Source organism: Paraburkholderia sediminicola (assembly GCF_046026895.1).
GTDB lineage: Bacteria > Pseudomonadota > Gammaproteobacteria > Burkholderiales > Burkholderiaceae > Paraburkholderia > Paraburkholderia sediminicola_C.
The window spans coordinates 71140-91154 of record NZ_JAQQEU010000007.1 but is presented as its reverse complement, the minus strand read 5'-3'; the positions used below and the strand labels follow the sequence as shown (position 1 = coordinate 91154).

The window sequence follows — 20015 nt, the reverse complement described above, 5'->3', positions numbered from 1 at the left end:
ACGACAAGATGGCGGCCCGTCTAATCTTGTATAGGGGGGTGGGCCGTCTCCGCAGCCATCATAGAAGAAAACCGCGCGCTGCGGCGGGCGGACTGCGCAGGGCGAGAGGGGGACGGTGCAGCGGAGGACGAAGCAGATGAGGAAAGGGCCACGCCGGAAACCCGCGCGGCCCTGTTCGAACAATCAGCGCTCAGGCGCCGTGTTCTCAGCACGACGCGTGAAGAGAGCAGGGCTTGCGTTCAGTTGGCGGGCGCGGACGACAGGCAGGTCTTCATGAACGCCTTGCGATCGTCGCCCTTCTTGTCGGCGGCTTGCGTGTTGCACACCTTCATCTTCTCCTGCTGGGTCATCGGCGCGGCGGCCGGCTTCGCGGACAGGCAGGTTTGCATGAACGCCTTGCGGTCATCGCCTTTCTTGTCGGCGGCCTGCTTGTTGCAATCGGCCATCTTTGTCTGCTGGCTGTTCTCTGCGAACACCGGCGTAACGAGAACAGCGCCGAGCACCAGCGCAGCGATTGCGGATTGGATTTTCATGTGACACTCCATCGGTGGTGAAAACGTTTTTGGTCGTTGATGCGCGCGGGCGTCAAACGGCATCCATGGGCCCCTTGCGCGTTGACTATGGCGAATGCTGTCTGCGAGAACGGACAAAAACCGCAATCGGTTGACAGGCGCGCCCGCTCGTTTTCCCCTACTGAAGGGGTGACGGCCGGACCGTCCGTTTGAAACAGCCGAATGACCGTGATATCGAATAATGCTATGCAATCCAGATCAATTAATCGACCGGTTTCAATGTGAATTGAATTGATCGCTATTGTAATTGCCGGATAAAAATTTAAATGCCGGATGCATCGATTCAAATAAAAATGAATAAATAATCGGCACAAAATTCCCCGCTGGTTCAAAGTGGTAATATTGACTTCAGCCGGGCCAATGTTCGTCTCCTGGTGCCCGTCTCTGATGCAAGCCATAGGAGGCTCGCCATGCACTATCTGTTGATGTACGACCTCGTGTCCGACTATCTGGAAAGACGCGCCGAGTATCGCGAAGCGCATCTGAAACTCGCGTGGGCCGCGGCGGAGCGCGGCGAGTTGCTGCTCGCGGGCGCGTTGGCCGAACCCACGGACGGCGCTGTGCTGCTATTCGAGGGCGATTCTCCCGCAGCCGCCGAAGCCTTTGCCAGAGCGGATCCCTACGTACTTTCCGGACTCGTGGTGCGCTGGCGCGTGCGTGAATGGACGACGGTGGTGGGCGAGCGCGCGGCGAACCCGGTGCGCTAACAGCGGGTCCAACGCAACTGCGTCGAGAAGCACATGAAGCGCCCGGGAGCGCGCCTGCGCAGTGACCGCATGCGGCTCTATCGGCGCGCGGTGCCGATCAGATCGCTGTGCTATAGCGGCGCTGGGTCGGGCGCCGTCCGATCGACTTTCAACTTGCCAAAATGCATTGAAATACCGTCTCAATCAGGCGAGCGATTCGTAAATCCAATTCGCCGTGATCGTGTATCGTAGTGCTGACGATTCACGCTCCGTACCGCGCGCGCCGCACATGAGTTCCGTGACGACAATGCGTGAAATCACGCTGCGAAAAGGACAAGATTGTTTCTATCCGTAACACTTGTCTCAATGGTATTCATGGAAACCCTGGGATGGTATGCTTCGTGCACAAATTCTCCCATGCACGAGTGAGACCACGTTTTGTGCTCCGCAATAGGGACAAGCCGCACTACACCAGAGCGGTATTGACCAGCCAACAGAACGTACAAAACATATTTGTGCAACCGAGGACCGCACACGGATCGTGAACGCTGAATCCGTGGCAGGTTCAACGCCGCGGCCAGGCCGAGCCGCGTGGAGAAAACCAATGTTTTTCGATGAGCTAAGCAATGACGAATGGGCGCTGCTGGCAGCGCTTGTCTCCGATGAGCCGGCCGTCCGTCTGAATCGACGCGGCCGGCCCCGCGCCGAACCGCGTATCGTGGCCAATGCCGTGTTGTGGATTCTGACTACCGGCGAACCCTGGTCGAAGCTGCCGGGCCGCTATCCGTCGGGGCCCACATGCCGGCGGCGGTTCGAAGAATGGCAACTGAACGGCACGCTGCTCGAAATGGTCCGGCTGTTGTCGCAAACCGGGCGTACCTTCGCCTACATCCCGCAGCCGGCGCCGCCGGTCGGGGCCAAACCGGCGGTCAAACCCGCTCCGGTTGCGGCGCAAGCGCCCAGCATGCGCGACGAAGGTCTGCGTGGCGTGTCGTGGAAAAGTCCCGAGTCGTGGCAGGCGCCCGGCGTGTCGAGCACGCTGAGCCACTGTCGTTCGGCCGATCCGATCGCCGACATCACGCGGCAGTTGTCCGGGGCCGCGGATGCGGCGCCGGTCACGCGTGCGCCGGCACCATCCGCTTCGTCCACGGCATCCGGCACATGGCCCGCGACGCGTGCCGCCGTGCCTTTCGGCAGCAGTAGTGAAGCGGTCGCGGTCGGCGCGGCGATGGAGCGCCTCGATGCGGCGATCGCATCGGCACGCCACCCGCAAGCGCCGGACGATCAACGCACGCCGCTGTCGATGAGTCTCGCGCCGCGCGGCACGCAGATCGCCGGCCCGCACGGGTATCTGATCTACGTCGTGGCCGAGCAGGTGCCCAACGCGATGTATCGCGCGTGGGCGGAAATCATGAAGGACGGCCAACGCGTCGAGCGTTCCGGCCTCGTCGGCCCGCGCTTTGCCGATGCGCACGCGGCAGAGCAATACGCGCTCGAATGGGCGCGGCAGTGGATCGACCGCGAACGCTTGACGCAGGCCGCGGGCGAATCCATCGACAGCACGCGTGCGCCGTCGGCGTCGTATGCGCCGAGGCAGTCGGCTCGTCCGTTGCCCAAGCGTCACGTGCCGGAGCCCGTCGCGGTGAATCATGGTGCGCCGTTGCATGGTCCACTCAATGCATTTCGTGGACCGCTGCGCCGTTACCCCGGTGACGCGGCCGCCGCCACAGCTTCGCCCGACAGCAATAGCGCAGCGGATCGTTTTCCTTCGTCGTATACAGAACTGATCTCCCACGCGGGATGAGCACGCCAGTAGGCACGGCTATCAGCATGACTGTCGGCACGCTTGAAAACATCGTCGTCGGAACAGCAGTTCCCCGCGGCTGGTAGGAGCAACCGCCGCAGGTTCCCGCTTCATTCGTTGTGGTTCAGTTGTGTCACCTGGCTTGGCCGATCACTGGCGTCCGTAGGTGTCGTCGAAGCGCACGATATCGTCTTCGCCGAGATACGAGCCCGACTGAACCTCGATCATTTCGAGCGGCATCTTGCCCGGATTCTCGAGGCGGTGCGTGACCCCCAGCGGAATATAAGCCGATTCGTTCTCGGAGACGATGAAGCGCTCTTCACCGCGCGTGACGAGCGCCGTGCCGCGCACGACGATCCAATGTTCGGCGCGATGATGGTGCATTTGCAGCGAGAGCCGCGCACCGGGTTTGACGACGATGCGTTTGACCTGGAAGCGCTCGCCGGTGTCGACGGAATCGTAGTTGCCCCACGGGCGATGCACCTTGCGATGATTGGCCGCTTCGAGGCCGCCCTCGGCGCGAATCCGGCCGACGATCTTCTTGACGTCCTGCACACGCGACTTGTCGGCGACGAGAATTGCGTCCGCCGTTTCGACCACCACGAGCTCCTGCGTGCCCACGCAGGCAATCAGGCGTCCTTCGGAATGCGCGAAGGTCGACGATGCGCCTTCGAACATCACACGGCCCCGGCCCACGTTGTGATCGGCGTCCTTCTCCGAGATGTCCCAGATCGCGTCCCACGAACCCACGTCCGACCAGCCCGCCTGCAACGGCACCACGACGCCGGCCGCGACGCTTTGATCCGCGCCGAGCTTTTCCATCACCGCGTAGTCGATCGAGTTCGACGGCGATGCGCCGAACGCGTCGCGTTGCAGCCGGAAGAAGTCGCCGTCCGCCTTCCCGCCCGTGAAGGCCGCTGCACACGCTTCGGAAATGGCCGGCTGGAAATGGCGGATCGCTTTCAGCCAGGTCGACGCGCGCATGATGAAGATGCCGCTGTTCCACCAGTACTCGCGCGACTCGACGTAGCGCTGAGCCAGTTCCAGATGCGGTTTTTCGACGAAGCGGTCGAGCTGGTGCGCGATGATCCTGCTTGATGCTTCGTTATCCGTAGCATCTGCGTGACCGGCCGCACGAGGCGCCGTCGAATCCAGCGCCGCGCCGATGCGAATGTAGCCGTAGCCGGTTTCGGCGCGAGTCGGCACGATGCCCATCGTGACGATGCGCCCGGCCGCCGCGTGCTGCACGCCGGCGGCCACTGCCGCATGGAATCCGTCGCTGTCGGTGACCGCGTGATCGGCGGGCATCACGACCATGATGCCGTCCTCGTCCTGCGCGGCGATCGACAGCGCGGCGACCGTCAACGCCGGCGCCGTGTCGCGGCCCACTGGTTCGAGAATCAGCCGGGTCGCCTTGCCGCTCGTGCGCAATTGCTCGGCGGTGGTGAAGCGCTGCTCTTCATTGGCCACCACGACGAGTTGCCCGCTGAGCGGGTAGCCGGATTCGAGTCCGTCGAGACGGCGCGTGGTGGATTGCAGCAGCGAGTCTTCGCCGAGCAGGCCGATCAGCTGTTTCGGATGCTGCTCGCGCGACATCGGCCACAGCCTTGTACCGGAGCCCCCCGCGAGAATCACAGGATGAACCTTGAGCTTGACGTTCAGGGGCGTAGCTTGCTTGGACCGGGTGTCGGCGGGCGTGGCCGTGACCGGAGCTGTCATGATGAACTCCTCGAGGCTGGGTGAATGCGTCGAGTTTTATCATGAAGTCGGGAATCAATAAAAGCGCGTTAAATGCAAACGATATAAATCGGCCGGATAAAATTATCCATTCGATGAAGGAAAAATGTCCGGCCGATTTATGAAAAAGAAAAATTACCCGAAAAAAATCGGCGGCAATTTTTTTATCGCGAGTTCTGCGTGAGAATAGCGCCGGAAGGCCAGCCGCAAGTTTCGCCGATCGGAGCGCAGCGCGGGCTGCATTGCCTTACAGATAGGTCTGTGCAGCACCGCAAGAGCATCCATTTCCGGTAACAGTTACCGAATAAAATCCAGAAAAAATGCCGAAAATTGACCGATACAATTTGAGATTTTTTGCGGTCTTGCAGTCGGAATTTTAATACCGCCTTATCTATACCTGTACAAGGGTATTCACTCATTCCGGCACAGATTTTCCAATCCGGCCATTCAGGCGCGATTCAGGCGAGAGTTAGCCGGATCATGGATCGGGAAATAAAGGGCAATCGCTTCGGGTCAATCATTTTCGCGTCGCGCGGTGTATGGCGGGACGCGGTTGCCGGCGTGGTGCGCCCGCCTGTTGCAGCGGAATGCGACGGACCTGATCAACCAACGGATGGCACTTGACTGACGAACTGAGGGGCAGCTCATGCTGAGCGTTCTATCGAGAATCATCGACATCGCCATGGTCGCGCTCGGCGCCGCCATCGCGGCGGCCGTGCACAGCGGGAAAGTAGTGTGGCTCGACGATATGCAAAGCGTGTCGCTCGCGTTCGGCTGCCTGCTGGTGGTGGTGTTCTTCCCGGCGCTGGGCATCTATCAATCATGGCGCGGCAAGCCGCTCTACGACCTGCTGTCGCGCGTCGCGGGCGGCTGGGTGATGGTGGAAATCACCGGCGTGCTGATCAGCTTCAGCCTGCACCGCTCGGACAACCTGTCGCGCTTGTGGCTCGTGTATTGGGCGGTGGCCACCATCGGCCTGCTGATCATCACCAAGATGATCGTCTATTCGATCCTGCGCGGGCTGCGCCGCGAAGGCTTCAATCAGCGCGCGGTGGCGATCGTCGGCGGTGCGCCGTATGGGCGCTTTCTGATCGAGCAGATGCGCAGCCGCCCGGAAGCGGGCTTCAGCCCCGTCGTGGTGTTCGACGAGGACGGCACGATCAATCCCTACGAAGACCCGGACGCGGCCGACGCGATCGAAGGCGTGCCGGTCGAGCGCGACTATCAGCGGATGATCCAACTGGTGCGCCAGCGCGCGATCCGCGAGTTGTGGCTGGCGCTGCCGATCTCGAAGGAAAAGGCGATCCATCGCTTCGTGATGGACCTGCGCAACGACTTCGTGAACATCCGCTTCATTCCGGACGTGCGCAGCCTGACGCTGTTCAATCAGCCGATGGTCGAATTGCTCGGCGTGCCGGCGATCAACCTGGCCGCGTCGCCGATCACCGATCTGCGCGTGCTGCCCAAGCGCGTGTTCGACCGCCTGTTCGCGCTCGCCGCGCTGACCGCGCTGGCGCCTCTGATGCTGGGGATCGCGGCGATGGTGAAGCTGAGCTCGCCCGGCCCGGTGTTCTTCCGCCAGAAGCGCAAGGGTATCGACGGCAACGAGTTCGAGATCTACAAGTTCCGCTCGATGAAGCTGCACAAGGAAGAGGCCGGCAAGATCACCCAGGCCACGCGGCGCGACCCGCGCATCACCGCGGTCGGCGCGTTCCTGCGGCGCACCAGCCTCGACGAGCTGCCGCAATTCATCAACGTGCTGCGCGGCGAGATGTCGGTGGTCGGCCCGCGCCCGCACGCGCTCGAACACGACGACATCTACAAGGATCTGGTGAAGGGCTACATGCACCGCTACCGGATCAAGCCGGGTATCACCGGATGGGCGCAGATCAACGGCTATCGCGGCGAAACCGACCGCATCGAAAAGATGATGGGCCGCGTCAAGCTCGATCTGTACTACATGCAGCACTGGACCTTCTGGCTCGACATCAAGATCGTCGTGCTGACGCTGTGGAAGGGCTTCGCGGGCAGCAACGCATATTGAGTCCCGCGAACGCGCGCGGGTCATACGGCTCGCCGCGTGAGCGCACTCCTGAATCAACTCCATTTTCCGAGGTGTAATACATGAACCTGACGATCATCGGTAGTGGCTACGTAGGCCTCGTGACGGGCGCATGTCTGGCCGACATCGGCCACGACGTGTTCTGTCTCGACGTCGATCAGCGCAAGATCGACGTGCTCAACAACGGCGGCGTGCCGATCCATGAACCGGGTCTGCAGGAGATCATCGCGCGCAATCGCAAGGCAGGCCGCCTGAAGTTCTCGACCGACATCGAGGCCGCGGTCGCGCACGGCGACATCCAGTTCATCGCGGTCGGCACGCCGTCCGACGAGGACGGCTCCGCCGACCTGCAATACGTGCTGGCGGCCGCGCGCAATATCGGGCGGCATATGACGGGCTTCAAGGTGATCGTCGACAAGTCGACGGTGCCCGTCGGCACGGCCTCGCGCGTGCGCGAGATGGTCGCCGCCGAGCTGGCCGCGCGCCAGCTCGATCACATGTTCTCGGTGGTGTCGAATCCGGAGTTCCTGAAAGAGGGCGCGGCAGTCGAGGACTTCACGCGGCCCGATCGCATCGTGCTCGGCTGCGACGAGGACGTGCCCGGCGAAAAGGCGCGCGAACTGATGAAGCGCCTCTACGCGCCGTTCAACCGCAATCGCGAACGCACGCTGTACATGGACGTGCGCTCGGCCGAATTCACCAAGTACGCGGCCAACGCGATGCTCGCCACGCGCATCTCGTACATGAACGAGCTGGCCAATCTGGCCGACCGCGTCGGCGCGGATATCGAGGCGGTGCGCCGCGGCATCGGTTCCGATCCGCGCATCGGCTACGACTTCCTGTATGCCGGCTGCGGCTACGGCGGCTCGTGCTTCCCGAAGGACGTGCAGGCGCTGATCCGCACGGCGGCCGACCACAAGGCGAACTTGCGCATTCTCGAAGCGGTGGAAGCGGTCAACGACACGCAAAAGCGCATCCTCGCGCAGAAGATCGTCGCGCGTCTCGGCGAGGACCTGTCGGACCGCGCGTTCGGCGTGTGGGGCCTCGCGTTCAAGCCGAACACCGACGACATGCGCGAAGCGCCGAGCCGTCCGCTGATCGCCGAACTGCTGCGCCGTGGCGCGCGCGTGAAGGCCTACGACCCGGTCGCGATCGACGAATCGAAGCGCGTGTTCGCGCTCGATCTGAAGGACGTGCCGCAGCAGCACGCGCGCTTGTCGTTCGTGAAGGAAGAGATGGAAGCGGCCGAGGGCGTCGACGCGCTGGTGATTCTCACCGAATGGAAGGTCTTCAAGAGCCCGGACTTCGCTTCGCTCAAGGAGATGCTGAAGAAGCCGCTGATCTTCGACGGCCGCAATCTGTACGAACCGGATGCGCTGCTTGAACTCGGCATCGAGTATCACGCGATCGGGCGGCAGCACGCGTTGCGCAATGCGCCGGCGAGAGTCGGCGCGCACCCGCTGCCGCTTGGCGAAGCCGACGCGGATGCGGTGCATGCAACCGCCGCCGCGCATCACTAGGCCGCAAGGCCACCGAGCCACCAGGTCAGCGCACGCTGCGAGGGAGTCCGCCATGTTCGCCAACGTTCTGATTGTCTGCCATGCCAACGTGTGCCGTTCGCCCGCCGCCGAAATGCTGTTCAAGGCGAAGCAGCGCGCGGGCGCGCCGATCGCGTTTCATTCGGCGGGCCTGCGGGCGATGAACGGCCACGGCATGGACCCGGTCATGCGGCGCCTGCTCGCCGAGCGCGGCGTCGCGTCCGGCATCCACTACTCGCGGCGTCTTGACCGCCAGCTCGTGCGCGCCGCCGATCTGGTGCTGGTCACCGAACGCGTCCAGGTGAGCGCCGTCGAAGCGCTCGATCCGGCTTCGCGCGGCAAGGTCTATCCGCTCGGCAAGTGGGAAGACGATTCCGACGTCGCCGATCCGCATGGTGGCGCCGAAACCGCATACAGGGAGAGTCTCGTGCTCATCGAACATCTGGTCATGGGATGGCTGAAAAAAATATGCTGATGAAAAAACTCACTGCAAACTCACTCGCGAGTTTCCGCGCGAAATTCGCCGCTTCGCTTTTGCTGACGTCCTTTCTGTCGGCCTGCGCCACCGCACCGGGCAACTTTCTCGACACGTCGCGCCTGAAGGAAGACGGTCAGAGCGCGCCCACCGAAACGTATCCGGTCCATCTGATCGACGCCAGCCTGATCGTCTCGCAGGCGCAAGCCGCCGCCGCGAAGACCCAGGTGCTGCCGACCTCGAATCTGACCGACCCGTCGCAGTACGTGTACCGGCTTTCGCCGCAGGACATTCTCGGCATCACCGTGTGGGACCACCCTGAATTGACCACGCCGCAAGGCAGCACGCTGTCGGCGGGCGGCAACACCACGCAATCGATCGGCGGCGCTTTGCAGCAGCCGTATACGGCGGCGCTGCCGGGCCAGGCCGATCCGTACGGCCAGACCATCGCCGCCGACGGCACGATCTTTTTCCCGTTTGTCGGCCGCATCAAGGCCGCCGGCAAAACCACCAGCGAGCTGCGCGATCAGCTCGCAACAGGACTGGTGCGCTATATCCGCAACCCGCAGGTCGACGTGCGCGTGCTGTCGTATCGCGGCCAGAAAGTCCAGGTGACCGGCGAAGTGAAGACGCCGGGACCGCTCGCTATCAGCGACGTGCCGCTCACGCTGGTCGACGCCATCACGCGCTCGGGCGGTACCAACCCGGACGCCGATATCCAGCGCGTGCGCCTCACGCGCAACAACAGGCTCTACGTGCTCGACGCCGACCGCATGCTCGATCGCGGCGACACCACGCAGAACGTGATGCTGCAAAACGGCGACATGATCAACGTGCCGGATCGCACCGACGCCCGCATCTTCGTGATGGGCGAAGTGAAGACGCCGATCCAGCTGCCGATCATCCGCGGCCGGATGACGATCGCCGACGCGCTGACGCAGGGCGGCGGCATCCTCGACACCGATGCCAATCCGCGTCAGATCTTCGTGATGCGCGGCATGCGCGACCATCCGACCACGCCGGAGGTATTCCGCCTCGACATGACGCAGCCGGACTCGATCATGCTGTCCTCGCAGTTCCAGTTGCAGCCGCTCGATGTCGTGTATGTCGGCACCGCCGCTTCGACCACCTTCAACCGTGTGTTGCAGCAGGTCCTGCCGAGCGTGCAGACGCTGTTCTACCTGAAGCAGCTGACGCGCTGAACGTCTGAGCCGTAGACAGGCCCGCGCCGCGCCGCCCCCTTGGGACGCGGCGCGGGACCGAAGCAAAAACGCCGAAGCAATGCAAGCGCAAACGCCGAAGCAACCGATACGGGATCGAATTGTGAGCAATCAAATCTCTCCACACATGGCTGGTCCGATCAAGACCGAAGAAGAGGACGTCGTCCTCGGACAACTGGTGCAGGTGATCCTCGACGACATCTGGTGGCTGCTCGCGATCGCCGGCGTGATCGTCGCGATGGCCGCCGCCTACTGCTACCTCGCCAAGCCGATCTATTCGGCCGACGCGCACGTGCGCGTCGAGCAATCCGACAACACGTCGCAGGCGCTCACGCAGACGCAGACCGGCGCCGCGATCACCACCGGCTCCAGCACGCTGCCGACCGACGCCGAAATCGAAATCATCAAGAGCCGCGGCGTGGTCGGCCCGGTGGTGCAGCAGCTGAAGCTGAACTTCAGCGTCACGCCGAAGACCATTCCGTTGCTCGGCAGCATCGCCGCGCGCATGGCGACGCCCGGGCAGCCGGCGCGGGCGTGGCTGGGACTGACCTCGTATGCATGGGGCGGCGAGAACGTCGAAGTGGGTTCGATCGACGTGACGCCCGCGCTCGAAGGCCAGAAGCTGAGACTGCGGGCGAGCGACGACCAGCACTACGAACTGTATGCGGAGAACGGCGCGCTGCTGCTGCGCGGCCAGGTCGGCCAGCAGGCGCAAGGCGGCGGCGTGACGATGCTCGTCAACACGCTGGTCGCGCGTCCCGGCCAGGAGTTCACGGTGGTGCGCGCCAACGACCTCGACGCGATCACCGCGTTCCAGTCGGCCATCACCGTGCAGGAGCAGGGCAAGCAGACCGGCGTGATCCAGATTTCGCTGGAGGACAAGAGCGCCGAGCACGCGGCGCTGGTCGCCAATGCGCTTGCGCAATCGTATGTGCGCCAGCACGTATCGAACAAGCAGGAAGACGCGATCAGGATGCTCGACTTCCTGAAGAGCGAAGAGCCGCGCCTGAAGGCCGACCTCGAACGTTCCGAAGCCGCGTTGACCGCGTATCAGCGCCAGTCCGGCTCGATCAACGCGAGCGACGAAGCGAAGGTGTACCTCGAAGGCAGCGTGCAGTACGAGCAGCAGATCGCCGGCCTGCGCCTGCAGATGGCGCAGCTCACCGAGCGCTACGGCGACGATCATCCGCTGCTCAAGGCCGCCCGTGAACAGATGGCCGAGTTGCAGGCGCAGCGCGCCAAATACGCGGACCGCTTCCGCGATCTGCCCGCCACCGAAGTGAAGGCCGTGCAGTTGCAGCGCGACGCGAAGGTCGCCGAAGACATCTACGTGCTGCTGCTCAACCGCGTGCAGGAGCTGTCGGTGCAGAAGGCGGGCACGGGCGGCAACGTGCACATCGTCGACGCCGCGCTGCGTCCGGGCGCGCCGGTCAAGCCGAAGAAGATGCTGATCCTGTCGGCGGCGGTGATTCTCGGGCTGATCGCGGGCACCGGTTTCGTGTTCCTGCGCCGCAATATGTTCAAGGGCATCGACGACCCCGATCACATCGAGCGCGCGTTCCATCTGCCGGTGTTCGGCCTCGTGCCGCAAAGCGCCGAGCAGGCGCAGCTCGAAAGCGCGTTCCAGCGCGGCGGCGAACGGCTGCGCTCGGTGCTGGCCAACGCGCGTCCGAAGGACGTGACGATCGAAAGTCTGCGCAGCCTGCGCACCTCGATGCAGTTCACGATGATGGACGCGAAGAACTGCATCGTCATGCTGACCGGCCCGATGGCCGGCGTCGGCAAGAGCTTCCTGACGGCCAACCTCGCGGTGCTGCTCGCTAATTCGGGCAAGCGCGTGCTGCTGATCGACGGCGACATGCGGCGCGGCGTGCTCGAACGCTACCTCGGCGGCCCGCAGGACAACGGCCTGTCCGAACTGCTGAGCGGCCAGATCTCGCTGGAAGAGGCGATTCGCAATGCGAACGTGGAAGGCCTCAGCTTCATCGCGTGCGGCCGCCGACCGCCCAATCCGTCGGAGCTGCTGATGTCGCCGCGTCTGCCGCAATACCTCGACGGGCTCGCGAGGCGCTACGACGTGATCCTGATCGATACGCCGCCGGTGCTGGCCGTGACCGACGCGTCGATCATCGGCGCGTATGCCGGCTCGACCTTCTTCGTGATGCGCTCGGGCATGCACAGCGAAGGCGAGATCACCGATGCGCTCAAGCGTCTGCGCGCGGCCGGCGTGCACGTGCAGGGCGGCATCTTCAACGGCATGCCGGCGCGCTCGCGCGGCGGCTACAACCGCGGCTATGCGGCGGTTCAGGAATATCTGAGCACCTGAGCGCCGCGCGCGCTCTGAACGTGCGGATTCCAGCGCAACGACGATAAAAGAGGACATCACGATGAAAGTGACGGTACTGATTCCGACCTACCGCCGCCCGGCCGATCTGGCGCGCTGCCTCGCGGCGCTGCAACGGCAGTCGCGCGCGCCGGACGAAGTGGTGGTGGTGGCGCGCGCCGACGACGACGCGACGCACGCGTGTCTGCGCGACCCGGCCGTGCCGGGCAAGCTGCCGCTGGTGGTCGCGCCGGTCGGCGTGCCCGGCCAGGTCGCCGCGCTCAATCGCGGGCTCGATGCCGCCAGCGGCGACGTGATCGCGATCACCGACGACGACGCCGCGCCGCACGCCGACTGGGTCGAGCGGATCGCCGCCGCGTTCGCCGGTGATGCGCGTCTGGGCGCGCTCGGCGGGCGCGACTGGGTGCACGAGAAGGGCCGCGTGCTGGACGGCGAGCAGCCGCTGGTGGGCAAGGTGACCGCGCACGGCAAGATCATCGGCAATCATCATCTCGGGGTGGGCAGCGCGCGCGAAGTCGACATCCTGAAGGGCGCCAACATGAGCTACCGGCGCGACGCGGTACGCACGATCCGCTTCGACGCGCGTCTGCGCGGCGCGGGCGCGCAGGTCCACAACGACATGGCGTTCAGCCTCGCGGTCAAGAACGCCGGCTGGAAGCTGATGTACGACCCGCGCGTGGCGGTCGATCACTTTCCCGCCGAGCGTTTCGACGACGACCGCCGCGACGCGCAAACCATGACGGCATTGCGCAACGCCGCGTTCAACTTCCATCTGATCCTGCGCGACCAGTTGCCGCCGCTGCGCCGCGAAACCGCGTGGTGGTGGTGGACGCTGGTCGGCACGCGGGTCTATCCGGGGCTCACGCATGCGGCGCTCGCGCTTGTGTCGAAGCAGGCGGGGCTCAAGCTCTCGCGTTGGCGCGCGGTGCGCAGCGGCGCGCACGAGGCGCGCCGCGCGCTGTCGTGAGTGACGTGAGCCGCTTGAGCCGCTTGAGCCCCGCCGCAACCCCCACGTTCGCGCATCGGCACGCGGCCCCCGCCAGGGCCGCCGATGCCTCTTTCCCCCGGCAGAGCGGAGTGTCTGCATGAGTACGAAAGTTCACGTTCATCTGTTTTACGGCGCCGACCCGCGCTTTTACCGGCCGGGCGATAACATCGGCTGCCTGTACGGCTATCACCACGCCGAGTCCGACGAGTTCAGGCTGACCTATTCGCAGGACGCCCGCGAAGGCAAACCGGTGCGTCTGCTGCGCCGCGCGCTGAAGGCGCTGCTTGGGTTCGATTTCATCCACACGTGGCGCAATCGCGCCGAGATGCTGCGCTCGGACGTGATCTGGACGCACACCGAACAGGAATGGCTGTCCGCCGCGCTCATGCTGCTGTTGAGCGGCCGCAAGGCGGGCGCGGGCGCCACGCCGCTGCTGCTCGCGCAAAGCGTCTGGCTGCTCGACAAATGGCCTTCGTATGGGATCGTGCGCAGCTGGCTGTATCGCAGGCTGATGCGCCGCGCTGATCAGCTGACCACGCTCGCCAGCGCCAACGCCGAACTGTGCCAGCGGTACTTCGGCCGTGACGCGCAGCCGCTGCTGTACGGCCTGAATACACGCGACTTCCCGGTCAACTCGCCGGCGCAATGGACGCCGCATACGCCGCTGCGGATCGCCGCGATCGGCAACGACCGCGACCGCGACTGGGAAACGCTCATCAAGGCGTTCGGCAACGATTCGCGCTACACGGTGAAGCTCGCGACGCGGCGGCGCATACCCGCGTCGCTGCGCGCGCCGAACGTCGAGATCGCGCTGTTCTCGGGCATCAGGAAGCAGCACGAACTGTACGACTGGGCCGATCTGATCGTCGTGCCGCTGCGGCCGAATTCGCACGCTTCGGGCATCACCGTGATGCTCGAAGCGGCGGCGGTCGGCAAGCCGATGGTGGTGACGAACGTCGGCGCGCTGCAGGACTATTTTCCGGCCGACGAGGCGGCCTATATCCCGCCGTTCGATTCGCACGCGTTGCGCGACGCGGTCGACCGGCTCGCCGCTGCGCCGGCCGACGGCTTGCGCCAGGCGCAGGCGGCGGCGGCCGGTTTGCTGTCGCGCGATCTGACCACGCAGCACTACGCGATGCAGCACGTGCGGATCACGCGGGAGATGCTGCATGCGCGCGCGCAGGGCGCGGCAAACCCGCAGACAGGAACGCAAACACAAACCCAGGCACAAACCCAGGCACAAACCCAGGCACCCGCACGCACTCACGCGCAAGCGCGCACCCCGGCCACCGCCCAGTCCCACGCCCCGCAACCCGCGCACGCGCCCAAGCCCGCGCAAACCCCACGCGCGCCCGCGCGCGAATCAAGCGGAGGCCTCTGAACGATGTCGACGATTCCGCGAGCCGGCGCCTCCCACGCACCCGACGCCTCGGCGGCAAGCGGCCCCGCGAAGCTGCTCTCCGGCAACCGGCGCGACTGGCTGCCGCCGCTGCTCTTGTGGCTCGTCACGGCGGTGTTGATCGTCGCGCATCAGGGCACGGTGCTCACGCTCGCGTTTCCGGTGCTCGCGATCCTCACGGGCCTATGGCTCTACTTCAAAAGCCCGGCGCGCTACATCGGCTTCATGTGGTGGCTGTGGTTCCTGAGCCCGGAAGTGCGGCGGCTGGCCGACTGGTCCAAAGGCTCGTTCACGCCGACCAGCCTGATCCAGGTCGCGCCGCTCGCGGTCACGATGATCAGCGCGCTGTCGCTGCTGCGCTACTACCGACTGCTCGCGCAGCGGCGCGGCCTGCCGGTGCTGCTGATCCTGCTCGGCCTCGTCTACGCGTTCATGATCGGCGTGATGTCGAGCGGACCGCTCGCGGCCACCTACGACCTCGCGAACTGGCTCTATCCGATCCTGATCGGCTTTCACATCATGGCGCACACGCGCCAGTATCCGCAGTACCGCGACACCATCGTCAACACGTTCATCTGGGGCATGCTGGTGATGGGCGGTTACGGGCTGATCCAGTTCTTCATCATGCCGCAGTGGGACGTGCTGTGGATGCTCGGCTCGCAGATGAATTCGCAAGGCGACCCCGTGCCGATGGGCGTGCGCGTGTTCAGCACGATGAATTCGTCGGGACCGTTCGCGTTCGCGATGATGGGCGCGATGGTCTTCGTGATGGCGGCCACGCACCGCGTGCGCTGGATCGCCGCGGCGCTCGGCTTCTTCTCGTTCGCGCTGAGCCTCGTGCGCTCGACGTGGGGCGGCTGGGTAATCGCGCTCCTGATCCAGCTCGTCAAGTCGAACAACAAGGTGCGCGTGCGCATCGTCGGCAGCGCGGTGCTGCTGGCGGGCCTGTGCGTGCCGCTGCTGGCGGTCGGCCCGGTGGCCGAGCGCATGCAGGCGCGCCTCACCACCATCGTCAACCTGAACGACGACCAGAGCTACGCGGCGCGCAACGAGTTCTACGCGAGCTTCGCGAAGACCGCGTTCACCGACGTGGCCGGCGAGGGCATGGGCGCGACCGGTACCTCGACCAAGCTGTCGAACGACGGCGGCCAGCTCGGCCAGTACGGCAACTTCGACAGCGGCGTGATGAACATCCCGTTCGTGCTCGGCTGGCCCGGCACGCTGTTGTACATGTCGGGTATCGTCTGGCTGCTCACGCGCGCGGTGCTCGCGTCGTTCAAACTGCGCGACGACAAATTCGTGTCCGCGTGCCTGAGCCTGAGTCTCGCGACCTTCGCGATGCTGGTGTTCACCAACTCGCTGGTGGGCACCGGCGGGCTGCTGCTTTTCATGGGTGTTTTTTCGATTCTTTCCGCGGTCCATCACGACAAGATGAATCGCCGCCGCACGCTATTTCTCCACGGAGGCACTGATTGAGAGTTGCCATTGTCACGCACGTAGTGCGCCATAACGACGGCCAGGGGCGCGTCAACCACGAGATTGCGCGCGCCGCCCTCGACGAGAACATCGGCGTCACGCTGGTCGCCTCGCACGTCGCGCCCGAGTTGCTCGCGCATCCGAACGTCCGCTGGGCGCCGGTGAAAATCGGCCGCTGGTGGCCCACCAATCTGCTGCGCCAGCAGGTGTTCGCGTTCAAGAGCGCGCTGTGGCTGCGCGCGCATCGCCGCGAATTCGACGTGCTGCACGTGAACGGCTTCATCACCTGGATGCCCGCCGACGTCAACACGTCGCACTTCGTGCACAGCGGCTGGCTCGGCAGCAAGTACTACCCGTTCGGGCTGACCAAGGGCGTGTGGTCCGCGTATCAGTCGGTGTATACGCGCTGCAATGCGCTGCTCGAACGCTGGGCTTACCGGCGCTCGAAAGTGATCACGGCGGTGTCGCAGAAGGTCGCCGACGAAATCCGCGCGATCGGGCTGACGCCGCACAACCGGGTGGACGTGATCTACAACGGGGTGGACACGCAAGGCTTCGCGGCGGCCACGGGCAATCGCGAGAAATTCGGCTTGCCGAAGGACGCGTTCCTGCTGCTGTTCGTCGGCGACCTGCGCACGCCGCGCAAGAATCTCGGCACCGTGCTGGCCGCGCTCAAGCATCTGCCGGAGCACGTGCAGATCGCGGTGGCGGGCTTTCTGCCGGGCAGCCCGTATCCGGAAGAGGCGAAGGCGCTCGGCATCGCGCATCGTGTGCATTTTCTCGGGCTGGTGAAGGAGATGCCGGTGCTGATGCATTCGGTCGACGCGTTCGTGTTCCCGTCGCGTTACGAAGCGATGAGCCTGTCGCTGCTCGAAGCGATGGCGGCCGGCTTGCCGGTGGTCACCGCGCGCACCGCGGGGGGCGCCGAGATCATCACGCCGGAGTGCGGCATCGTGCTCGACGATCCGGACGATCCCAAGGCGCTCGCGGGCGCGGTCGCGCGCCTCGCGGGCAACGACGACGCGCGCCGCGCGATGGGCATCGCCGCCAATCAGCTCGCCACCGGCTTCGGCTGGGCGCGGATGGCCGCGCAGTACATCGCGCTGTACCGGCAGTTGGCCGGGCAGCAGAAAAACCGCCGGCGCAGCGAGGCGGAAGCGTCGGCGGTCGCCAAGACCGACGCGCTGACACTGAACACGCTGGCCGGACACAAGAGCGCGGAATGACGCTACGCGCAGGGCGCGTCAGCTCGCTGCGACGTGCCGCGCCGCGCATTCACGCGGCGCCTCATCAACACAACTCTCAGAACGCACAGGGGCAACAACCATGACGACGAGCTCAATCAAATCGCTGCAGATCGGGATGCACTGGTTTCCCGAACGCGCGGGCGGCCTCGACCGCATGTACTACTCGCTGGTCGGCGCGCTGCCGGGCGCGGGCGTCGCGGTGCGCGGCGTGGTAGCCGGCTCGCCGAAAGTGGCCGCGGACACCGGCGGCGCCATCAACGGCTTCGGTTCGGCCGCGCAATCGCTGCCGTTGCGGCTAATGGCGGCACGCCGCGCGCTGCGCCAGGAAATCAGCAGGTCGCGGCCGGACGTGATCTCGTCGCACTTCGCGCTGTACACGTTTCCCGGGCTCGACGTGACGCGCGGCATCCCGCAGGTCTCGCATTTTCAGGGGCCGTGGGCCGACGAGAGCCACGTCGAAGGCGCGGACTCGCTCGGCCAGCGCGCCAAGCGCTATCTGGAGCAGTCGGTGTATGCGCGCTCGTCGCGGCTGATCGTGCTGTCGGATGCGTTCGGCAAGATTCTGACTTCGCGCTACCGGATCGCGCCGGACCGCGTGCGCGTGGTGCCAGGCTGTGTCGATGTCGAGCAGTTCAATCTGCCGATCACGCCGGCCGAGGCGCGTCTGAAGCTGCAATTGCCGCAGGACCGGCCGATCGTGCTGGCGGTGCGGCGTCTGGTGCGCCGCATGGGCCTCGAAGATCTGATCGACGCGGTGAAGCTGCTCAAGCGCAGCGCGCCCGACGTGCTGTTGCTGATCGCGGGCAAGGGACGGCTCGAAGGCGAGTTGCAGGCGCGCATCAGCGAAGCGGGTCTGGAGGACAACGTGAAGCTGCTGGGTTTCGTGCCCGACCAGCATCTGGCGGCGTTGTATCGCGCGGCGAATATCAGTGTGGTGCCGACGGTCGCGCTCGAAGGCTTCGGCCTCATCACCGTCGAATCGCTCGCGTCGGGCACGCCGGTGCTGGTGACGCCCGTGGGCGGGCTGCCGGAAGCAGTGGCGGGCTTGTCGCCGAATCTGGTGTTGCCGGAGACGGGCGCGAAGGCGATCGCGGACGGCCTCGCGGGGGCGTTGAACGGCTCGCTGAAGCTGCCGGATGCGCACGCGTGCCGCCGCTATGCGCGTGAGAACTTCGACAACGCGGTGATCGCGAAGCGGGTCGCGTCGGTGTATAGCGAGGCGATCGCGGCGGGTGGGGTGCACTGAGTTTGCCGGTTGCCGCCCGCGTGTGGCGGCACAACCTGCAGCGCGAAAAAACGCGGCCAACCGGCCGCGTTTGTTCCCGCAGGACTCCGAAATCAGAACGTCTCGTGATGCTCGTTGCGACCGATGTCCGCGTGAACCATCATGTGGCACAACTGTTCGAGCGTGGTTTGCGGCTGCCAGCCGAGCGTGTCGCGCGCCTTGTCCGCGCAGCCGATCAGCAGATCCACTTCGGCCGGCCGGTAGAACTTCGGATTCACGCGTACCAGCGTCTTGCCGGTGGCGACATCGATGCCGGTTTCGCGCTCGTCCTTGCCCGACCATTCGATCTGATAACCCGCGGCGGCGAACGCCATGCGCACGAAATCACGGACCGTCTCGGTGCGGCCAGTGGCGAGCACGAAGGTGTCCGGCGTATCGGCTTGCAGCATGCGCCACATCCCTTCGACGTATTCGAGGGCGAAGCCCCAGTCGCGCTGCGCGCTCAGGTTGCCCAACTCCAGCACGTCCTGCTTGCCGAGCTTGATCTTCGCGACCGTGTCGGTGATCTTGCGGGTGACGAATTCGCGGCCACGCAGCGGCGATTCGTGATTGAACAGAATCCCGCTGCTCGCGAACAGGTTGTACGACTCGCGATAGTTGATGGTCGACCAGTGCGCGAACAGCTTGGCGACGCCATACGGGCTGCGCGGATAGAAGGGCGTGCTCTCGCGTTGCGGCACTGCCTGCACGAGACCGAACATCTCCGAGGTCGACGCCTGGTAGAAGCGCGTCTTCGGGCTCAGAATGCGCAGGCCCTCGAGCAGATTCAGCGCGCCGACGCCGGTCACTTCGGCGGTGGTCACGGGCTGATCGAACGACACGCCGACGAAGCTTTGCGCGGCGAGGTTGTACAGTTCGTCGGCCTGTGCGCCTTCGAGCAGGCGCAGCGTCGAGCCGAGATCGGTCAGGTCGTGTTCGACCAGCCGCAGATTCGGATGATCGAGCACGCCGAGCTCACGCATGCGCCAGAAATTGACCGAACTGGTGCGCCGGTACGTGCCGGTCACGTGATAGCCCTTTTCGAGCAGCAGTTTGGTCAGATAGGCGCCGTCCTGTCCGGATACGCCGGTGATGATCGCTTTGCGTGGTTGGCTCATAGCTTGCCTTCTAGATTGTTAAAAGAAAAAAGGAAGAAGCATTCGCGCCGGTCAGGGCGCATTTCATCGGTACCGTCGGAAGCGC

At 64.9% G+C, this 20015-nt stretch carries 16 protein-coding genes; 12 read left to right on the top strand and 4 right to left on the bottom strand.

All coding sequences use genetic code 11. The features are described 5' to 3' along the window. Positions 1-239: 239 nt before the first annotated feature. Together PQR02_RS07360 and PQR02_RS07355 are read right to left on the bottom strand one after the other, a co-directional pair. Positions 240-533 (bottom strand): PsiF family protein, encoded by a 294-nt coding sequence (locus PQR02_RS07360; protein ID WP_408227674.1) that lies wholly within the window; start codon positions 531-533, stop codon positions 240-242. Then, complete coding sequence (locus PQR02_RS07355) at positions 530-970, bottom strand: hypothetical protein (RefSeq protein WP_408227671.1); 441 nt, start codon at positions 968-970, stop codon at positions 530-532. The genes PQR02_RS07360 and PQR02_RS07355 overlap by 4 nt, the downstream gene beginning before the upstream one ends. Positions 971-982: 12 nt before the next feature. Between PQR02_RS07355 and PQR02_RS07350 the strand changes: the two genes are divergently transcribed. Beyond that, on the top strand, positions 983-1279 hold the full coding sequence (locus PQR02_RS07350) for a YciI-like protein (protein WP_408227668.1): 297 nt from the start codon (positions 983-985) through the stop codon (positions 1277-1279). Positions 1280-1862: 583 nt separating this feature from the next. Then, positions 1863-3062 carry a DUF6566 family protein gene (locus PQR02_RS07345; protein ID WP_408227665.1) on the top strand — a complete coding sequence of 400 codons (1200 nt, stop codon included), beginning with the start codon at positions 1863-1865 and terminating at the stop codon, positions 3060-3062. 150 nt (positions 3063-3212) lie between these two features. Here PQR02_RS07345 and PQR02_RS07340 read toward each other — a convergent pair whose 3' ends face one another. After that, positions 3213-4781 carry a mannose-1-phosphate guanylyltransferase/mannose-6-phosphate isomerase gene (locus PQR02_RS07340; protein ID WP_408227662.1) on the bottom strand — a complete coding sequence of 523 codons (1569 nt, stop codon included), beginning with the start codon at positions 4779-4781 and terminating at the stop codon, positions 3213-3215. A 664-nt stretch (positions 4782-5445) separates the two neighbouring features. Between PQR02_RS07340 and PQR02_RS07335 the strand changes: the two genes are divergently transcribed. From PQR02_RS07335 to PQR02_RS07290, 10 genes are all read left to right on the top strand, one after another. Then, entirely contained in the window at positions 5446-6843 is a 1398-nt protein-coding gene (locus PQR02_RS07335) for an undecaprenyl-phosphate glucose phosphotransferase (RefSeq protein WP_408227659.1), read from the top strand. An 80-nt stretch (positions 6844-6923) separates the two neighbouring features. Further along, a complete protein-coding gene (locus PQR02_RS07330; RefSeq protein WP_408227656.1) occupies positions 6924-8381 on the top strand; it encodes a UDP-glucose dehydrogenase family protein in 1458 nt (485 codons plus the stop codon). Between the two features lie 52 nt (positions 8382-8433). After that, on the top strand, positions 8434-8874 hold the full coding sequence (locus PQR02_RS07325; RefSeq protein ID WP_408227653.1) for an arsenate reductase/protein-tyrosine-phosphatase family protein: 441 nt from the start codon (positions 8434-8436) through the stop codon (positions 8872-8874). After that, positions 8868-10076: a polysaccharide biosynthesis/export family protein gene (locus tag PQR02_RS07320; protein WP_408227650.1), complete on the top strand. Its 1209-nt coding sequence runs from the start codon at positions 8868-8870 to the stop codon at positions 10074-10076. The genes PQR02_RS07325 and PQR02_RS07320 overlap by 7 nt, the downstream gene beginning before the upstream one ends. Before the next feature lie 145 nt (positions 10077-10221). After that, entirely contained in the window at positions 10222-12420 is a 2199-nt protein-coding gene (locus tag PQR02_RS07315) for a polysaccharide biosynthesis tyrosine autokinase (RefSeq protein WP_408227925.1), read from the top strand. A 61-nt stretch (positions 12421-12481) separates the two neighbouring features. Further along, complete coding sequence (locus PQR02_RS07310) at positions 12482-13405, top strand: glycosyltransferase family 2 protein (protein WP_408227647.1); 924 nt, start codon at positions 12482-12484, stop codon at positions 13403-13405. Positions 13406-13523: 118 nt separating this feature from the next. Next, positions 13524-14807, top strand: a complete 1284-nt coding sequence (locus tag PQR02_RS07305; RefSeq protein ID WP_408227644.1) for a glycosyltransferase — start codon at positions 13524-13526, stop codon at positions 14805-14807. A gap of 3 nt (positions 14808-14810) precedes the next feature. Then, positions 14811-16301 carry a glucose-6-phosphate isomerase gene (locus PQR02_RS07300; protein ID WP_408227641.1) on the top strand — a complete coding sequence of 497 codons (1491 nt, stop codon included), beginning with the start codon at positions 14811-14813 and terminating at the stop codon, positions 16299-16301. After that, a complete protein-coding gene (locus PQR02_RS07295) occupies positions 16298-17527 on the top strand; it encodes a glycosyltransferase family 4 protein (protein WP_408227638.1) in 1230 nt (409 codons plus the stop codon). Before PQR02_RS07300 ends, PQR02_RS07295 begins: the two co-directional genes overlap by 4 nt. A gap of 100 nt (positions 17528-17627) precedes the next feature. Further along, positions 17628-18794, top strand: coding sequence for a glycosyltransferase family 4 protein (locus PQR02_RS07290; RefSeq protein ID WP_408227635.1), 1167 nt, complete (start codon positions 17628-17630; stop codon positions 18792-18794). 92 nt (positions 18795-18886) lie between these two features. Here PQR02_RS07290 and gmd read toward each other — a convergent pair whose 3' ends face one another. Next, positions 18887-19930 carry a GDP-mannose 4,6-dehydratase gene (gene gmd, locus PQR02_RS07285; RefSeq protein WP_149670384.1) on the bottom strand — a complete coding sequence of 348 codons (1044 nt, stop codon included), beginning with the start codon at positions 19928-19930 and terminating at the stop codon, positions 18887-18889. Positions 19931-20015: the final 85 nt, after the last annotated feature.

Excerpts from the sequence above, each read along its gene's own strand:
- PQR02_RS07360 (WP_408227674.1), bottom strand. The coding sequence starts at position 533 with ATGAAAATCCAATCCGCAATCGCTGCGCTGGTGCTCGGCGCTGTTCTC.
- PQR02_RS07355 (WP_408227671.1), bottom strand. The coding sequence starts at position 970 with ATGGCTTGCATCAGAGACGGGCACCAGGAGACGAACATTGGCCCGGCT.
- PQR02_RS07350 (WP_408227668.1), top strand. The coding sequence starts at position 983 with ATGCACTATCTGTTGATGTACGACCTCGTGTCCGACTATCTGGAAAGA.
- PQR02_RS07345 (WP_408227665.1), top strand. The coding sequence starts at position 1,863 with ATGTTTTTCGATGAGCTAAGCAATGACGAATGGGCGCTGCTGGCAGCG.
- PQR02_RS07340 (WP_408227662.1), bottom strand. The coding sequence starts at position 4,781 with ATGACAGCTCCGGTCACGGCCACGCCCGCCGACACCCGGTCCAAGCAA.
- PQR02_RS07335 (WP_408227659.1), top strand. The coding sequence starts at position 5,446 with ATGCTGAGCGTTCTATCGAGAATCATCGACATCGCCATGGTCGCGCTC.
- PQR02_RS07330 (WP_408227656.1), top strand. The coding sequence starts at position 6,924 with ATGAACCTGACGATCATCGGTAGTGGCTACGTAGGCCTCGTGACGGGC.
- PQR02_RS07325 (WP_408227653.1), top strand. The coding sequence starts at position 8,434 with ATGTTCGCCAACGTTCTGATTGTCTGCCATGCCAACGTGTGCCGTTCG.
- PQR02_RS07320 (WP_408227650.1), top strand. The coding sequence starts at position 8,868 with ATGCTGATGAAAAAACTCACTGCAAACTCACTCGCGAGTTTCCGCGCG.
- PQR02_RS07315 (WP_408227925.1), top strand. The coding sequence starts at position 10,222 with ATGGCTGGTCCGATCAAGACCGAAGAAGAGGACGTCGTCCTCGGACAA.
- PQR02_RS07310 (WP_408227647.1), top strand. The coding sequence starts at position 12,482 with ATGAAAGTGACGGTACTGATTCCGACCTACCGCCGCCCGGCCGATCTG.
- PQR02_RS07305 (WP_408227644.1), top strand. The coding sequence starts at position 13,524 with ATGAGTACGAAAGTTCACGTTCATCTGTTTTACGGCGCCGACCCGCGC.
- PQR02_RS07300 (WP_408227641.1), top strand. The coding sequence starts at position 14,811 with ATGTCGACGATTCCGCGAGCCGGCGCCTCCCACGCACCCGACGCCTCG.
- PQR02_RS07290 (WP_408227635.1), top strand. The coding sequence starts at position 17,628 with ATGACGACGAGCTCAATCAAATCGCTGCAGATCGGGATGCACTGGTTT.
- gmd (WP_149670384.1), bottom strand. The coding sequence starts at position 19,930 with ATGAGCCAACCACGCAAAGCGATCATCACCGGCGTATCCGGACAGGAC.